The organism is Mesorhizobium sp. M2A.F.Ca.ET.039.01.1.1 (assembly GCF_003998035.1).
GTDB lineage: Bacteria > Pseudomonadota > Alphaproteobacteria > Rhizobiales > Rhizobiaceae > Mesorhizobium.
This window is the reverse complement of record NZ_RZRY01000065.1, coordinates 1-16180: the sequence shown is the minus strand read 5'-3', so window position 1 is coordinate 16180 and position 16180 is coordinate 1. Positions and strand designations below refer to the sequence as shown.

Annotated in this window: 18 protein-coding genes; 8 read left to right on the top strand and 10 right to left on the bottom strand. The window is 64.3% G+C overall.

Annotated features, from left to right (window positions below; translation table 11 throughout):
* The 6 genes from EOA24_RS08120 to EOA24_RS08095 form a co-directional block, all read right to left on the bottom strand.
* Positions 1 to 369: VOC family protein (locus EOA24_RS08120; RefSeq protein ID WP_133374479.1), on the bottom strand; the 369-nt coding region annotated here is incomplete at its 3' end.
* A 52-nt stretch (positions 370 to 421) separates the two neighbouring features.
* Positions 422 to 1747, bottom strand: coding sequence for a folylpolyglutamate synthase/dihydrofolate synthase family protein (locus EOA24_RS08115; protein WP_126080117.1), 1326 nt, complete (start codon positions 1745 to 1747; stop codon positions 422 to 424).
* A 139-nt stretch (positions 1748 to 1886) separates the two neighbouring features.
* Positions 1887 to 2813, bottom strand: coding sequence for an acetyl-CoA carboxylase, carboxyltransferase subunit beta (gene accD / locus EOA24_RS08110; RefSeq protein ID WP_126080118.1), 927 nt, complete (start codon positions 2811 to 2813; stop codon positions 1887 to 1889).
* A gap of 95 nt (positions 2814 to 2908) precedes the next feature.
* Entirely contained in the window at positions 2909 to 3748 is an 840-nt protein-coding gene (gene trpA / locus EOA24_RS08105) for a tryptophan synthase subunit alpha (RefSeq protein WP_126080119.1), read from the bottom strand.
* Between the two features lie 2 nt (positions 3749 to 3750).
* The gene (gene trpB / locus EOA24_RS08100; RefSeq protein WP_126080120.1) at positions 3751 to 4971 is read right to left on the bottom strand and encodes a tryptophan synthase subunit beta; all 1221 of its coding nucleotides are present in this window, start codon (positions 4969 to 4971) and stop codon (positions 3751 to 3753) included.
* A gap of 26 nt (positions 4972 to 4997) precedes the next feature.
* Positions 4998 to 5657 (bottom strand): phosphoribosylanthranilate isomerase, encoded by a 660-nt coding sequence (locus EOA24_RS08095; RefSeq protein ID WP_126080121.1) that lies wholly within the window; start codon positions 5655 to 5657, stop codon positions 4998 to 5000.
* A gap of 110 nt (positions 5658 to 5767) precedes the next feature.
* On the opposite strand from EOA24_RS08095, the gene EOA24_RS08090 reads away from it, so the two are divergent.
* Positions 5768 to 5983, top strand: a complete 216-nt coding sequence (locus tag EOA24_RS08090; protein WP_126080122.1) for a hypothetical protein — start codon at positions 5768 to 5770, stop codon at positions 5981 to 5983.
* 247 nt (positions 5984 to 6230) lie between these two features.
* Here the strand turns inward: EOA24_RS08090 and EOA24_RS08085 are convergent, their stop codons facing one another.
* The 4 genes from EOA24_RS08085 to EOA24_RS08070 form a co-directional block, all read right to left on the bottom strand.
* Complete coding sequence (locus tag EOA24_RS08085; protein WP_126080123.1) at positions 6231 to 6989, bottom strand: M48 family metallopeptidase; 759 nt, start codon at positions 6987 to 6989, stop codon at positions 6231 to 6233.
* Between the two features lie 120 nt (positions 6990 to 7109).
* Positions 7110 to 7589, bottom strand: coding sequence for a DUF2852 domain-containing protein (locus tag EOA24_RS08080; protein ID WP_126080124.1), 480 nt, complete (start codon positions 7587 to 7589; stop codon positions 7110 to 7112).
* 115 nt (positions 7590 to 7704) lie between these two features.
* Entirely contained in the window at positions 7705 to 8847 is a 1143-nt protein-coding gene (locus tag EOA24_RS08075) for a benzoate/H(+) symporter BenE family transporter (protein ID WP_127255346.1), read from the bottom strand.
* A 2-nt stretch (positions 8848 to 8849) separates the two neighbouring features.
* Complete coding sequence (locus EOA24_RS08070) at positions 8850 to 9620, bottom strand: alpha/beta hydrolase (protein WP_126080126.1); 771 nt, start codon at positions 9618 to 9620, stop codon at positions 8850 to 8852.
* Positions 9621 to 9834: 214 nt separating this feature from the next.
* Here EOA24_RS08070 and infC point away from each other — a divergent pair, with 214 nt between their 5' ends.
* From infC to pheT, 7 genes are all read left to right on the top strand, one after another.
* Positions 9835 to 10371 (top strand): translation initiation factor IF-3, encoded by a 537-nt coding sequence (gene infC / locus EOA24_RS08065; RefSeq protein WP_081482097.1) that lies wholly within the window; start codon positions 9835 to 9837, stop codon positions 10369 to 10371.
* A 153-nt stretch (positions 10372 to 10524) separates the two neighbouring features.
* On the top strand, positions 10525 to 11172 hold the full coding sequence (locus EOA24_RS08060; RefSeq protein WP_126080127.1) for an isoprenylcysteine carboxylmethyltransferase family protein: 648 nt from the start codon (positions 10525 to 10527) through the stop codon (positions 11170 to 11172).
* Between the two features lie 335 nt (positions 11173 to 11507).
* Positions 11508 to 11711: a 50S ribosomal protein L35 gene (rpmI, locus tag EOA24_RS08055; protein WP_027166935.1), complete on the top strand. Its 204-nt coding sequence runs from the start codon at positions 11508 to 11510 to the stop codon at positions 11709 to 11711.
* A gap of 37 nt (positions 11712 to 11748) precedes the next feature.
* Complete coding sequence (gene rplT / locus EOA24_RS08050; RefSeq protein WP_042637600.1) at positions 11749 to 12150, top strand: 50S ribosomal protein L20; 402 nt, start codon at positions 11749 to 11751, stop codon at positions 12148 to 12150.
* Between the two features lie 106 nt (positions 12151 to 12256).
* Positions 12257 to 13390, top strand: a complete 1134-nt coding sequence (gene pheS / locus EOA24_RS08045; RefSeq protein WP_126083619.1) for a phenylalanine--tRNA ligase subunit alpha — start codon at positions 12257 to 12259, stop codon at positions 13388 to 13390.
* Positions 13387 to 13824 (top strand): GFA family protein, encoded by a 438-nt coding sequence (locus tag EOA24_RS08040; protein ID WP_126080128.1) that lies wholly within the window; start codon positions 13387 to 13389, stop codon positions 13822 to 13824. The genes pheS and EOA24_RS08040 overlap by 4 nt, the downstream gene beginning before the upstream one ends.
* A partial coding sequence (gene pheT / locus EOA24_RS08035; protein ID WP_127409711.1) for a phenylalanine--tRNA ligase subunit beta occupies positions 13821 to 16180 on the top strand: 2360 nt, incomplete at its 3' end. The genes EOA24_RS08040 and pheT, both read left to right, overlap by 4 nt.

Here is a 16180-nt window from a genome sequence, read left to right as displayed (position 1 = left end):
GTATTCGAACAGCTCGATCCTCACGCCGTTGGGATCGGTGATCCAGGCCTGAAAAGTGTCGTCGCATGCGAGCTTCTTCGGCGTCACCTCGACGCCTTTCGAGCGGATATGGGCGATCGCAGCCTCGATATCTTCCACTTCCAGGCAGAAATGGTTGATCTGGTTACGGTCGCCGTAGCTGGCCTCGGTCTTCTCAAACACCTCGACATGGCTGCGGCCGCCGCAGTTGAGATAGAAGCCGAAAATCCTGCCGTCGCGCAGGAAATTGAACCTTGTGTCCATGCCAAGCACGTCGCGATAGAAGGAGCGCGTCGCCTCCAGGTCGTGCGCGAAGATGCAGACATGGGCGAGCTGCCTGACTTTGATCATGGCCGGTTCCTTTCGGCCCCCGCCGAATCCGCAGCGCTATCTTGAATTTGACTTAGGTCGGCGGCGTACCGTTTTCGGCCAGAACGGCGCCCGCGAAATAGAGCGAGCCGCCGATGAGAATGCGCGGCGCCGGGCCGTCCCAGGAGTCGCGCAACAGCATCAGCGCGCTGGCGACGGAGCTGACCGGCTCGGCCGACAGGCCGGCCTCTTCCGCCCGCAATGCCAGCTCGTCGTTGGGAACGCCGGCATCGCTGTTGCTCACCGGCACGGTGTAGACATGGCGGGCAAGCCCCTTGAAGGCGCTGAAATAGCCGGTCTGGTCCTTGGTGTTGATCATGCCGGAGATCAGCACCAGAGGCCTCGGATTCTTCTCCTCCTGCTCGGCCAGGGCCTCGGCGATGACGATGCCGGCCCCGGGATTGTGGCCGCCGTCCAGCCAGATCTCCGCGCCCTTCGGAGCCAGATCCACCAATTTGCCCTGCGTCAGCTTCTGCATGCGTGCCGGCCAGGCGACATGGGTCATCGCCCGCTCGGCGGCGCGATGGCCGATCTCGAAGCCGGCCGCCTTTACAGCGGCGATCGCGGCGGCGGCGTTGGCGTATTGATGACGCCCGGGCAGGCGCGGCAAGGGCAAGTCCATCAGCCCGTCCTCGTCCTGGTAGACCATGCGGCCGTTTTCCTCGAAAGCGAGGAAATCCTGGCCGTAGACAAAGGTCGGGCAATCCAGCCGCTCGGCCGTCTCAATCAGCACCTGAAGCGCCGTCTCGCTTTCCTGGGCGCCGATCACCACCGGGCAGCCGCGCTTCATGATGCCCGCCTTCTCGGCGGCGATCAGCTCGACGCGGTCGCCAAGATAGGCTTCGTGGTCCATCGAGATCGGCATGATCACCGAAACCGCGGGCCGCTTGATGACGTTGGTGGCGTCGAAGCGGCCGCCAAGCCCGACCTCGATGATGGCCGCCTCCGCCGGATGCTCCGAGAACAGGACGAAGGTGACGGCCGTGAGTATCTCGAAGACGGTGATCTTCTGGCCGCCATTGGCCTCGGCGACGCGCGCGATGGCCTCGGCGAATACATCGTCCTCGACGAGCTTGCCGCCGCCTTCGGCCGCCAGCCGGTAGCGTTCGTGCCAATTCACCAGATGCGGCGAGGTGTGGACGTGAACGAGATGGCCGGCCGCCTCCAGAAGCGCGCGCGAGAAGGCGGCGCAGGAACCCTTGCCATTGGTGCCGGCGATGTGGATGACCGGCGGCAGCCGGTCCTGCGGATTGCCGAGGCGTTCGAGAAGCCGGGTGACGCGGTCCAGCGAAAGGTCGAAGCCTTTCGGATGCAGCGTCATCAGATGTTCGATTTCGCGTTCGGCGGAGAGCGTTGTCATGGCGGAATCCTAACGCCTGACCCGGAGACCGGGAATCGGTCTCGGAACGGTCATATGCAAATAAGAGGCTACAGCAGACAACGCACGGCGCAAATCGCGGTTCGCGGCGAATGATGTCGCGCAGACCGATATGGCGTCATCAGGCCTGGGGCCGTGTCTCCGCGTTGGCGATCGCCGGCGGCAGGATTTCCGGCTCCAGCGGTTTGTCGGCTTGCGGCACCTTGAGCAGCATCTTCAAGAGCCGGGAAATGGTCTGGCGCATCTCAAGCCGCGAGACGACCATGTCGACCATGCCGTGCTCCATCAGATATTCGGCGCGCTGGAAACCGTCGGGCAGCTTTTCGCGAATGGTCTGCTCGATGACGCGCGGACCGGCAAAGCCTATCAGCGCGCCGGGCTCGGCGATATGGACATCGCCCAGCATGGCGTAGGAGGCGGTGACGCCGCCGGTGGTGGGGTTGGTCAGCACGACGATATAGGGCAGGCCGGCTTCCTTCAGCCGGTCGACGCCGACCGTGGTGCGCGGCAGCTGCATCAGCGACAGGATGCCCTCCTGCATGCGGGCGCCGCCGGAGGCGGCGAACAGGATCAGCGGCCGCCTGCGCTGCAGCGCGACCTCGAAAGCATGCACGATGGCTTCGCCGGCAGCCATGCCAAGCGAGCCACCCATGAAGGCGAAATCCTGCACTGTGACGATGACCGGCAGCCCATCGATGGTGCCGGCGCCGTTGAGGATCGCATCCTCGAGGCTGGTCTTGGCCTTCGCCTCCTTCAGGCGATCGGTGTAGCGCTTCTCGTCGCGGAACTTCAGCGGGTCCTGGACGACCTTGGGATTTTCCAGCACCTCGTATTTGCCGTCGTCGAAGAAGTATTTCAGCCGCTCCTTGGCCGAAATCTTCATGTGGTGCCCGGAGGCCGGGATGACGAACTGGTTGGATTCGAGATCCTTATGAAAGATCATCTCGCCGGTCTCGGGATCCTTGATCCAGAGGTTTTCCGGCATGTCGGTGCGCCGGCCGAGCATCGAATTGATCTTCGGGCGGACGTAATTGGTGATCCAGTTCATGGCTTCGGCTCCCGTCCTGAAAAGGACTTCACGCAATTCCAGGAAAAGTCTGTGGCGATTTTCCGTCCGGAACTGCTTGTAGAGGAATAGTCAGGCTATTCGGCGGCAGCAAGGCGGGCCGAACGGACGCCCTGGGCGAGGCCGCTGACCAGCGTGGCGACGGCTTCGGCCGGATCGGCTGTCTTCTCGCCCTTCGGTCCCAGCACATTGGCGATCGCATTGACGATCGCCGTGCCGACCACGACGCCGTCGGCCGAGGCGCCGATGACGCGCGCCTGCTCGGCGGTCTTGACGCCGAAGCCGACGCAGACCGGCAGAGCGGTGTGGCCCTTGATGCGGGTGACCGCCGCCGAGACCTTGGCGGTGTCGGCAAGTGCCGAGCCGGTGATGCCGGTCATCGAGACGTAATAGACGAAGCCGGAGGTGTTTTCGAGCACCTTGGGCAGGCGCTTGTCGTCTGTGGTCGGCGTCGCCAGACGGATGAAGTTGACGCCGGCTTTCAACGCCGGAATGCAGAGCTCTTCATCCATTTCCGGCGGCAGGTCGACGACGATCAGGCCGTCGATGCCGCTGGCCTTGGCGTCGGCGAGGAAGCGGTCGACGCCGTAGATATAGATCGGATTGTAGTAGCCCATCAGCACGATTGGCGTCTCGTCGTCGCCAGCGCGGAACTCGGACGCCATCTTCAGCGTCCTGGCCAGCGTCTGGCCGCCTTTCAGCGCCCGAAGACCCGCCGCCTGGATGGCCGGACCGTCGGCCATCGGGTCGGAGAAGGGCATGCCGAGCTCGATGACGTCGGAGCCTGAGGCAGGCAGCGCCTTCATGATCGACAGCGAGGTCTCGTAGTCGGGGTCGCCGCCCATGATGTAGGTGACCAGAGCCGGATGGCCTTCGGCTTTGAGCTTCGCCATGCGGCGGTCGATGCGGGTGGTCATTGTCAGATCTCCATGGCCAGCATCTTGGCCACCGTATGCACGTCCTTGTCGCCGCGGCCGGACAGATTGACGATGACGAGCTGGTCCTTGTCCATCTTCGGCACGATCTTCATCGCATGGGCGATGGCATGCGCCGATTCCAGCGCCGGGATGATGCCCTCGACCCGGGTGGTGAGCTGGAAGGCCTCCAGCGCCTCGTCGTCGAGGATCGGCTCATATTGGACACGGCCGGAATCGCGCAGCCAGGAGTGCTCGGGGCCGACGCCGGGATAATCGAGACCGGCCGAGATCGAATGGCCGTCGAGGATCTGGCCGTCGGAATTCTGCAGCAGATAGGTGCGGTTGCCATGCAGCACGCCGGGCCTGCCGGCATTCATCGACGCGCAATGCTCGACGCCGTCGAGGCCGCGCCCTCCCGCTTCGATGCCGATGATGCGCACTTCCTTGTCGTCAAGGAAGGGGTGGAACAGGCCGATGGCGTTGGAGCCGCCGCCGACGGCGGCGATGATGACATCCGGCAGCCGGCCTTCCTGTTCCAGAATCTGGGCGCGGGCCTCGGAGCCGATCACCGACTGGAAGTCGCGTACCATCTCCGGATAGGGATGCGGGCCGGCGGCTGTGCCGATCAGGTAATAGGTGTCCTCGACATTGGTGACCCAGTCGCGCAGGGCTTCGTTCATGGCGTCCTTCAGCGTGCCGTGGCCGGCGGTGACCGGCCGCACCTCGGCGCCGAGCAGCTTCATGCGGAAGACGTTGGGGCTCTGGCGGGCGACGTCGGTGGCGCCCATGTAGACGACACAGGGATAGCCGAAGCGCGCCGCAACGGTAGCCGAGGCAACGCCGTGCTGGCCGGCGCCGGTCTCGGCGATGATGCGCTTCTTGCCCATGCGCTTGGCGAGCAGGATCTGGCCGAGGCAGTTGTTGATCTTGTGCGAGCCGGTGTGGTTGAGGTCCTCGCGCTTGAAATAGACCTTGGCGCCGCCGAGATGCTTCGTCAGGCCCTCGGCGAAATACAGCTTCGAGGGCCGCCCGGCATAGTGGGTCGACAGGTTCTGCAGTTCGGCCTTGAACTCCGGATCGTTCTTGGCGTGGTTCCACTGCTCTTCGAGGTCGAGGATCAGCGGCATCAGCGTCTCGGCGACGAAGCGGCCGCCGAAAATGCCGAACATGCCCTGCTCGTCGGGTCCGGTGCGGAAGGAATTGGGCATAGCCGGCTTGTTCATCGCCGATCTCCTGATTTTGGTTGTGCTCAGGCGGCGCGGTCGTCGCGCGCGGCCCTGACGGCCCGGAAAAACTGCTCGATCAGCGCCGGATCCTTGACGCCCGGAGCGCTTTCCACACCGGACGAGACGTCTATTCCGGGAGGGTTGGCCAGTCTCAGGGCATCGCCGATATTGGCGGCGTTGAGCCCACCGGAAAGCATGTAATCGAGCCCGGCGTCAAGGCCGGCAAGGATGCGCCAGTCGAAGGCGACGCCATTGCCGCCCGGCAGCTGCGATCCCTTGGGCGGCTTGGCGTCGAACATGAAACGATCGGCGATGCCAACGAACGGCTTTACACGCTCGAGGTCGGCTGTCTCGCTGACGGAAAACACCTTCATGACCGGCAGGCCGTAACGCGCCTTGATCTCGGCCACACGCTCAGGCGTTTCCGAACCGTGCAGTTGCAGCATGTCCGGCTGCATCTTGGCGACGATCTCGTCCAGGAAAGCATCATCGGCGTCGACCGTGACGGCAACCGCCAAGGCCTTGCCGCGCACCGCTTCGCGCAGGCGCCCGGCCTCGGCGGGCTCGACATAGCGCGGGCTTTTGGGGAAGAAGATAAAGCCGACATGGCTGGCGCAGCCGGCAAGGGCGGCGGCCATCGCGGCGTCGGTCTTCAATCCGCAGATCTTGATGTCGAGCGTCATGGGCCGGGCTTGGCACGAAAAGCCGCGAGAGTCGAGAAAAAGCATGCTGTTGCCACCACGGCGGAAAACGCTACCTTCATATAGGAACCACAGGCGAGAGCAGGATAATCATGGCCGACCGGACCGTCGCCGAACTGAAGCAGAAGGTCGCGCAAGCGCGCGAGGTGATCGCGCATCTGATCGACAAGGCCGCCTTCAACGGCGCCGAGGCGCACCGGGCGCTGGAGTATTTCGGCAGCGATGGCTTCGACCGGGATTTCCTGCCGTGGCCGCATATCGAAGAAGGGCTGCGGCCGGAGGAATTGAACGCGGCGAATGATGATTGAGGGGTGCGTGAGGCAACCGCGCGGTCGTCATCCTAGGGCGGAGCGACGCGAAGCGGCGAGCAGACCCTAGGATCCATGCCGTTACATCAGCCGAAAGGTGCAGCGGCGGAGAATATTCCCTTTTTCGTTCAACGGCATAGCATTGTTTGCACCGCTGCGGCGCTCGCACGTTAGGCATGGATCCTAGGATCTGCGCGCGTCGCTTCGCTCCTTGCTTCGCGGGCTAGTAGCGCGCAAGCCATCGTCCCTACTCAAACACAATCGCCTGCAACGCCCCGCCGTTGCGCTTCAGCCAGTCCTTGCAGCGGTCGGTATCGGGGCACAGTTTCTCGCACAGCTTCCAGAATTTCGGGCCGTGGTTCATCTCCTTGAGATGCGCCACCTCATGCGCCACCAAATAGTTTATCACCGCCGGCGGGGCCATCATGATGCGCCAGGAGAAGGAGAGATTGCCCTCCGAGGTGCATGACCCCCAGCGGCTGGACGTATCCTTGTACCTTATGGCCTTGGCGCGCTTGCCGATCGCCTCGGTGTGCTTGACCACCAGTCTTTCGATCTCCTTCTTGGCCTCGCGCTTGAGGTAGTCGGCGACACGGCGCGGCAGATGGATGCGCTCGCCATGGACGACCAGAAGCGGGCCGCGCTCGTCACGCGAGACCGTGACGGTGCCGCGCTTCGAAGGCTCATGCACGATGCGGTGCGGCACGCCGCGGATCGGGATTTTTATGCCGGGCCGCACTTGCGGGCGGGTAGGCACCTTGGCCAGGCGCTGCTCCAGCCAATCCTGGTGGCGGTCGAGGAATTTCTCCACTTCGCCTCGGCGCAGGCCGGGCGGCACGGTGACGCGAAGGCCCTGGCCGCCGGAATCGATGCGCAAAGTGAGCCGCCTGGCCCTGGCGCTTTCGACGATCTTCAGCGGCAGCGTGCGGCCGGCGACGCAGTGTTCGCGCTCCACCACAGGGGTGGGCTTTGGCTTGGTCAGATTGCGAAAGAAGCCGAGGGTCATGGCTGGACGATACGCGATTCGAAAAAAACGGCCAGTGGAGGGAAGCTACAAAGAGAACAAAAAAGAAACGGCGCCGCTGAACGCGACGCCGCATATCATACCGGAGCCTGTCGCGCGGCTTCAGTCGTCGAGCAGGTTCGTGCCCTTGCCGCGCTTGGCAGCGGGCTTGTCGTCCGAGCCGGTGGTGGTCGGCGCGGTATGCTTGTTGCGGTTGGCCATGAAGCGGTCGAACTCTTCCTGGTCCTTGGCGCGGCGCAGTTCGCGGGCGTAGTCGTCGAACTCGGTCAGCATCTCGTCCAGCTTGCGGCGCTCTTCGGCCAGGCGCTCGAGCTCCTTCTCGCGCCAGTCATCGAAGGCGACATTGCCGGTGCGGGCCGAACCGTGACCCCAGCGGGCCGCCTTGTCGGAGCCGCGGCGGCAGCCGGCGAAGATGCCGTCGGTCGCGCGGTTGACGTCGCGCTTGAAGCCTTCCAGCCGGTCGCCCCAGATGATGTAGGCGAGCATGGCGAAGCCGAGCGGCCAAAACACCATGAAGCCGATGACCATCAGCGCGATGGTGGCCGGCGTCCAGGCCGGACGGATCAATGCAGTCGTATTCATTTCTCCCAATCCTTCCATTGGAGACAGCCAAATCGGCTGCGTGGAATCGAAATGGGAAGGCGAAATGGGCTATTCAAGACAAATCCGGCCAAAACCGGCGAAGCTTCTGAAATGATTATCGCTTTTTGAGTTTTTCCAGGAAAAGCACTGCCATGCCGGCGATAAGCCCCCAGAACGCCGCGCCGACGCCGAAGAGCGTGAGTCCCGACGCGGTCACGGCGAAGGTGACGGTGGCCGGCATGCGGTCGCCAGAGTCATGAAGGGCTATCGACAGCGCATTGGCCAGGGGCGCCGTCAAGGCGAGCCCCGCGACCAGCACGATCAGGCTCTGCGGCAGCACGGCGAAGATCGCCACCAGCGAGGCGCCGAAGATGGCGAAGATGAGATAGGCCAGCGCGTAGAACGGCCCGGTCTTCCACCGCTCGGCCGGATCTGGATGGACATCGGGGCCGGTGCAGATTGCGGCCGAGATCGCCGCGAGATTGGTGGTCGCGGCGCCGAACGGCGCCGAGAGCAGCGAAAACAGTCCGGTGACGCCGATCAGCGGGCCGGGTTCGGGGTGATAGCCGGCGGCACGCAGCACCGCGAGGCCGGAAAGGTTCTGCGAGGCCATGGTGACCAGGTAGAGCGGCAAGGCAAGGCCGATGGTCGCCGATGCGGTGAATTGCGGCGCAATGAACGTCAATGTCGACAGTTCCGGCACCGGCAGGCTGCCGACGCGGCCGGTGAGGAAAGCGGCAAGGCCGCCGCCGATCAGCACCACCAGCACCGATAAAGCCGGATTGAACAGGCGGATGACGAAGAAGGCGGCGATCAGTGGCAGGATCAGCCAGGGATCGGCGGGAATGGCCTTCACCGCATTGACGGCGAAGCTGACCAGGATGCCGGCCAGCATGCCGGACGCCACAGAGGCCGGGATCTGCGCGATCAGCCGGGTCAGCGGCTTGAAGAGGCCGGTGGCGACCAGAAGGACACCGGTGACCATGAAGGCGCCCACGGCCTGCGGCATCGTGAAACCGCTGGAGGCCGCGATCAGGGCGAGACCCGGCGTCGACCAGGCGGTGATGACAGGCATTTTCGTGCGCCAGGACAGCCACAGGCATTCCACGACCATGGCAAGGCAGATCGCCGTCACGCCGCTGGCGGTCTCGATCTGGGTGGCGCCGACCGCCTTGGCGGCGGCGATGACGAGGGCCAGCGTGCCGCCGAAGCCGACGATCGCGGCGACGAAGGCGGATATCGGGATGGAGATGCGCATGGTCAGGCGGCCCGCCTGACCATGTCGGCGACGGCGCGCTGCAGCATATCGAGATCCTCGGGACGGGACAGGCGATGGTCGCCGTCGGGGATCAGCGACAGCGTCACGTCGTCGGCGGGAAGCATCGATGCGAGCTTCAGCGCATGGCTGGACGGCACGTCCGGATCGGCCAGGCCCTGCAATATGTGCACCGGACAGTGCGTGTCGATCGGTCCGGTCATGACCCGGTTGGCGCGGCCGTCCTCGATCAGCGCCCGGGTGTAGATATAAGGCTCGTCCGAATAGTCGGACGGCTCGGCAAAAAATCCCTTTTTAGAAAGATCGCGCCTCTGTGCCTTGGTCAGCACCGGTTCGATCAACTCGAATGTGAAGTCAGGCGCCGGCGCAAGCAGCACGAGACCGGCCACGCGGTCGTCGCCCGCCCGGCGCAATTCCTGCACCATGCGCAGAGCGATCCACGCCCCCATCGAGGAGCCGACCAGGACCTGCTTGCCTTTGCTGAAGCGCCGAAAGACGGCAAGGCTCTCGGCCAGCCATCTGGAGATCGTGCCGCCGGCGAATTCGCCGCCCGACTCGCCATGGCCGGAATAGTCGTGGCGCAGATAGGCGCGGCCCTCGCGAGCGGCCCAGGCGGCAAGTGTCTCCGCCTTCGTGCCCAGCATGTCGGACTTGTAGCCGCCGAGCCACACCACGCCGGGCGCCGCGCCCGGCGCCTGCCTGACGGCGATGCTCGATCCGTCCACATCGATGAAAACCGGAGCGCCGGCGGCCATGGGCTTGTCCTTTCCGCCGGTCTTTTGGCACAGGCGGTGGTTCAACGAAAAGTGCTCGCGGCATTTCTTTGCTTGGTGCAGACAATTGCAGGCGGCAGGTGATTTTCCGGCAGGGCTATGCTATTGACTCACACCCCGCGCTCACCACATAGGCGCGTCCACCTGTTTTGACTCTACAGAAACCCTGAACGAAACGGCCGAGGAGACCACGACCATTCGCAGACCTTTCAAAGCAGCGGCACCCACCAAGGACGGGCCGCGCTCCAACCGAGACATCCGGGTTCCCCGGGTCCAGCTTATCGACGCCGAAGGCCAGAACCGCGGCGATGTTTCCATCAACGACGCATTGCTGCTCGCCGAAGAGGCCGGGCTCGATCTGGTCGAGATATCGCCCAATGCGGTACCGCCCGTCGTCAAGATCCTCGATCTCGGCAAGCTGAAATACGCCAACCAGAAGAAGGCGGCCGAAGCGCGCAAGAACCAGAAGGTCATCGAGATCAAGGAGATCAAGATGCGCCCGAACATCGACAGCCATGACTATGAGACCAAGATGAAGGCCGTGCGGCGCTTCTTCGAGGAAGGCGACAAGGTCAAGCTGACGCTGCGCTTCCGCGGCCGCGAGATGGCGCATATGGAGCTCGGCATGCAGCTCCTGAACAAGGTTCGCGAGGAAGTGGCGCCGATCGCCAAGGTCGAAGCCGAACCGAAGCTCGAAGGCCGCCAGATGATGATGGTTCTGGCGCCGCGCTAAATCCCGCCAAAATCATGGTGCAGGGGCGTCCCGACGATCGGCGGGACGCCTGTTTTCTGTCCGATCGCGAGCAAATCGACGACCGAGTTCTTCGGTTGCGTGCAAATCTCGACGATCGCTTCGCGATCGCGAGCAGACGATCGGGTTTTCCTCATGGCCGATGAAGTGAAGTCCAAGCCTGCCAGGCAAACGCCAGGTCTCGGCGGCTATCAGTATATGCGCCGCGTTGTGCTGGCCGTTCTGATCGTGGTGCTGTTTGCCGCGCTTCTGTTCGGACAGTCGACTTTTCCGCCGGACACGCCGGTGCACGAAACGATCGAGATGTTCGGCGTGCTCTTGATTTTTCTCGGCATAGTCGGGCGATTGTGGTCGACGCTTTATATCGGGGGGCGCAAATCCTCCGAAGTGGTCACCGGCGGGCCCTATTCGATCACCCGCAACCCGCTCTACCTGTTCTCGACCGTGGCTGCTGCCGGCGTCGGCGCGCAGATCGGCTCGTTTTCAGGCATCATTCTCTTTGCGCTGCTGTGCGCCGGCGCGTTCCACATCGTCATCCTGCGCGAGGAGCGCTATCTGAAGGAAGTTCTCGGCGCCCCTTATGCGGCGTATCTTGCCAAGGTGCCGCGTTTCTTCCCGAACCTCCGGCTCTACCGGGAGGGCGACACCGGCAGCTTCAAGCCGCGCCTGTTGTTGAACACGCTGCTCGACGGCATGGTGTTCCTGGTGGCGCTGCCGGCCTTCGAGCTGATCGACGGCGCGCAACAGTCGGGGGTGTTGCCGGTGTGGTTCACGCTGCCCTAGGAACGGTAATCTTCAGGTGAGGCCGGCCTGCAAATGGCGGCTTCCTGCGCTTCCGGTGCTCACGTACTTTAAGTACGCTCCGCTCCGGTTCTCGGAAACCACCATTTTCGGCTCGGCCTGACCTGAATCTCAACCGTTCCCGCCGGCGCACATCGCGGACACCGCGTCGCATGGCTTGAGGTGTTGCACAGCAGCCGTCTTTGATCTATAGGACCGCGGTTCCAGAAAACCGCCCGGCAGGGCATGCCGTGGCGGTTTCATTTGCTTTTCGGGCTTTGGTCGGCCCGAAGCGAGAAAAGAAGCGCGATGGTGCGCCACCAATACGGAGTAGCAAAATGCCCAAGATGAAGACCAAATCGGCCGCCAAGAAGCGGTTCAAGATTACTGCCACCGGCAAGGTGCTGTCGGCTGCCGCCGGCAAGCGCCACGGCATGATCAAGCGTTCCAACAAGTTCATTCGCGATGCCCGCGGCACGATGGTTCTGGCTGAACCGGACGGCAAGAAGGTCATCAAGAATTTTCTGCCGAACGGCCTCTAATCCCTCGGCTTGGACAACGTATTAAGGAGATCATGACATGGCACGCGTAAAGAGAGGCGTCACCGCCCACGCCAAGCACAAGAAGGTCCTGAAAGCCGCCAAGGGTTTCTACGGCCGCCGCAAGAACACCATCCGCATCGCCAAGCAGGCGGTGGAGAAGTCGCTGCAGTATGCCTACCGCGACCGCAAGAACCGCAAGCGCTCGTTCCGCGCGCTGTGGATCCAGCGCATCAACGCGGCGACCCACGAGCACGGCCTGACCTATGGCCGCTTCATCGACGGTCTCAACAAGGCCGGCATCGAGATCGACCGCAAGGTCCTTTCGGACATGGCCATCCACGAGCCGCAGGCTTTCGCCGCGCTGGTGGCCAAGGCCAAGGTCGCGCTCGAATATCTGAAGAACACCACGCCGAATGCTTTTGAGAGCGCTGTCGCCTAAGCCAGCGCTTCCCAAGCATTTCTAGTACTGATTTGGGGAACCCGCGCTGGCACGGCTGGCGCGGGTTTTTCTTATGCCTGATCAAACCAAGATGGTGACGCACCACATGGGTGCTGTCCGCCCGAACGAAGAGAGTTTCGCCGTGAACGCCACTGCTGGAAATCTTGAAGCCCTGGAAGCTTCGCTGCTCGCCGAGATCGCGGCGGCCTCGGATGAGGCCGCGATCGAGGCGGTGCGCGTCTCGGCGCTGGGCAAGAAGGGCTCGGTGTCCGAAATGCTGAAGACGCTGGGCGCCATGAGCGCCGAGGAACGGCAGGTGAAGGGCCCGGCGATCAACGGCCTCAAGAACCGCGTCACCGAGGCACTCACCCGGCGCAAGGCCGAGTTGAAGGATGTGGCGATCGTCGCCCGGCTCGAGGCCGAGAAGGTCGATGTCACGCTCCCCGTTCGCCAGTCGCCGGGCGAGCGCGGCCGCATCCATCCGATCAGCCAGGTGATCGACGAGATCGCGGCGATCTTCGGCGATCTCGGCTTCTCGATCGCCGAAGGTCCGGATATCGAGACCGACCATTACAATTTCACGGCGCTGAACTTCCCCGAGGGACATCCGGCGCGCGAGATGCACGACACCTTCTTCTTCCAGCCGGACGAGAGGGGCGAGCGCAAGCTGCTGCGCACACACACCTCGCCTGTGCAGATCCGCACCATGGAGCGGCAGAAGCCGCCGATCCGCATCGTCATTCCCGGCAAGACCTACCGGCAGGATTCCGACGCGACGCATTCGCCGATGTTCCACCAGGTCGAAGGGCTGGTGATCGACAAAACCGCCAACATCGCCAACATGAAGTGGGTGCTGGAGGAGTTCTGCAAGGCCTTCTTCGAGGTGCCTAGCGTCAAGATGCGCTTCCGCCCGTCCTTCTTCCCGTTCACCGAACCCAGCCTCGAGGTCGACATCCAGTGCGACCGCTCGCGTCCGGGCGAAGTGCGCTTCGGCGAAGGCTCCGACTGGATGGAGATCCTGGGCTGCGGCATGGTGCATCCCAACGTGCTGCGTTACGGCGGGCTCGATCCCGACGAATATCAGGGCTTTGCCTGGGGCATGGGTATCGACCGCATCGCCATGCTGAAATACGGCATGCCGGATTTGCGCGCCTTCTTCGACGCCGACGTGAGGTGGCTCACGCATTACGGCTTCCGGCCGCTCGACCTGCCGACGCTGTTCGGGGGGCTGTCTGCATGACGGCACCTCACACCGGCGGCTGCCGTTGCGGCGCGGTGCGGTTCGAGGCCTCGGCCGAGCCGCACCACATCAGCTATTGCCATTGCGGCGACTGCCGGCGCGCCACGGGCGCGCCGGTGTCGGCCTTTGTCGGCTTCATGGCCGACCAGGTCGCGCTCGAAGGCAAGTCGCTGAAAAGCTACCGCAACGGCCCGGTGGAGCGCTCCTTCTGCGGCATTTGCGGCTCGCCGATCGCCTATGTCGATAAGCGGCTCGACAACAAGATCTATTTCATGCTCGGCGTCATGGACATGCCGGCCTATTTCAAGCCGACGCTGCATGCCTATGTGCGCGAGCAACTGCCCTTCCTGCACATGCCGGACGACCTGCCGAGACATCTGAAGACCAGCGTGCCCCGACCAGAAGGGCAAGGACCGAACGGAACAGAACCATGAAATTCACGCTCTCCTGGCTCAAGGACCATCTCGAGACCGACGCCTCGCTTGCCGAGATCGTCGAGCGGCTGACCGCGATCGGCCTCGAAGTCGAACATGTCGACGACAAGGCAGGCTTGAAACCCTTCGTCATCGCCAAGGTGCTGACGGCGGTGCAGCACCCCGATGCCGACCGGCTGCGGGTGCTGACCGTCGACACCGGCGACGGCAAGCCGCCCGTGCAGGTGGTGTGCGGGGCGCCCAATGCCCGCGCGGGGATGATCGGCGCCTTCGCCGCGCCCGGCACCTACATCCCGGGCATCGACGTGACGCTCTCGGTCGGCAAGATCCGCGGCGTCGAAAGCCATGGCATGATGTGCTCGGAACGCGAGCTGGAACTGTCGGACGAGCACAGCGGCATCATCGATTTGCCTGAGGATGCGCCGGTCGGCACCAGCTTCGCGGCCTACGCGCATCTCGACGATCCGGTGATCGAGATCAACCTGACGCCGAACCGGCCGGATGCGACCAGCGTCTACGGCATCGCCCGCGACCTTGCAGCGAGCGGGCTCGGACGGCTGAAGACAGCACCGGTGGAAGCGATTCCCGGCAAGGGCGCGACACCGGTCAAGGTCACGATCGAGGCGCCCGAGCTTTGCCCCGGCTTCGCGCTGAGGCTGGTCAAGGGCGTCAAGAACGGCCCGTCGCCGAAATGGCTGCAGCAGCGGCTGATCGCCATCGGGCTCCGGCCGATCAGCGCGCTGGTCGACATCACCAACTACGTCACCTTCGACCGCGGCCGGCCGCTGCATGTGTTCGACGCCAAGAAGGTCGCCGGCAACCTCGTCGTGCGCCGCGCCCGGGACGGCGAGAAGGTGCTGGCGCTGGACGGCCGCGAATACACGCTGACGCCCGAAATGTGTGTGATCGCCGACGACAATGGCGTGGAATCGATCGCCGGCATCATGGGCGGCGAGCATTCGGGCTGCGACGAGAACACCACCGATGTGCTGATCGAATCGGCGCTCTGGGATCCGATCACGACGGCCCGCACCGGCCGCGCGCTCGGCATCATCACCGACGCGCGCTATCGTTTCGAGCGCGGCGTCGATCCCCAATTCATGGTGCCGGGCGTGGAGCTCGCGACCAGGCTGGTGCTCGATTTCTGCGGCGGCACGCCGAGCGAGATGGAGGTTGCCGGCTATGCCGGACACAAGGCGATGGTCGTGTCCTTCCCGCTGTCGGAAGTGAAGCGGCTGACCGGCATCGAGGTCCCCAAGGCCGAGAGCCTCGACATCCTGACGCGGCTCGGCTTCGAGCCGCAGGGCTCGGGCGACGTCGTCAAGGTGACGGTGCCGTCCTGGCGGCCGGACATCGACGGCAAGGCAGACCTCGTCGAGGAGGTGATGCGCATCCACGGCGTCGACAACATCTTGGCCCAGCCGCTGACCTCGCATGACGCCGTCAACGGCAAGATCCTGACCACGCTGCAGGTGCGCACCCGCGCCGCCAAGCGAGCGCTCGCCGTCCGCGGCATGATGGAGGCCGTGACCTGGTCGTTCATCCCGGCCAAGCACGCCGAGCTGTTCGGCGGCGGCCAGACGGCGCTGAAGCTCGCCAACCCGATCGCCGCCGACATGTCCGACATGCGGCCTTCGCTGCTGCCCGGACTGATCGCCGCGGCGCAGCGCAATGCCGACCGCGGCATCGGCGACGTGGCGCTGTTCGAGGTCTCCGGCACCTATGAAGGTGACGCGCCCGAACAGCAGCGGCGAGTGGCAGCCGGCGTGAGGCGCGGTACGGCTAGGCTCGACGGTTCGGGCCGCAGCTGGGCCGGCAATGCCGGGCCGGTCGGCGTGTTCGACGCCAAGGCGGACGCGATCGCGGCGCTCGAGGCCTGCGGCGCGCCGGTCGACAGGCTGCAGATCGAGCCGGGCGGCCCGGCCTGGTATCACCCGGGACGTTCCGGCACGATTAAGCTCGGCCCCAAGACCGTGCTCGGCACTTTCGGCGAGTTCCATCCGAAGACGCTGGACGGGCTCGATGCGTCCGGCCCGATCTGCGGCTTCGAGGTTTTCGTCGACGCCGTGCCGGAGCCGAAGGCCAAGCCGACGCGCACCAAGCCGAAGCTGGAGCTGTCGCCCTTCCAGGCGGTGAAGCGCGATTTCGCCTTCGTCGTCGACAGGACGGTCGAGGCCGGAACGCTGGTGCGAGCAGCCTTGGCTGCCGACAAGAAGCTGGTCACCGGCGTTTCGGTGTTCGACGTCTTCGAGGGTGCCACGCTCGGCGAAGCCAAGAAGTCGATCGCCATCGAGGTGTCGATCCAGCCGGTCGAAAAGACGCTGACCGACGAGGATTTCGAGGCGCTGGCCAAGCG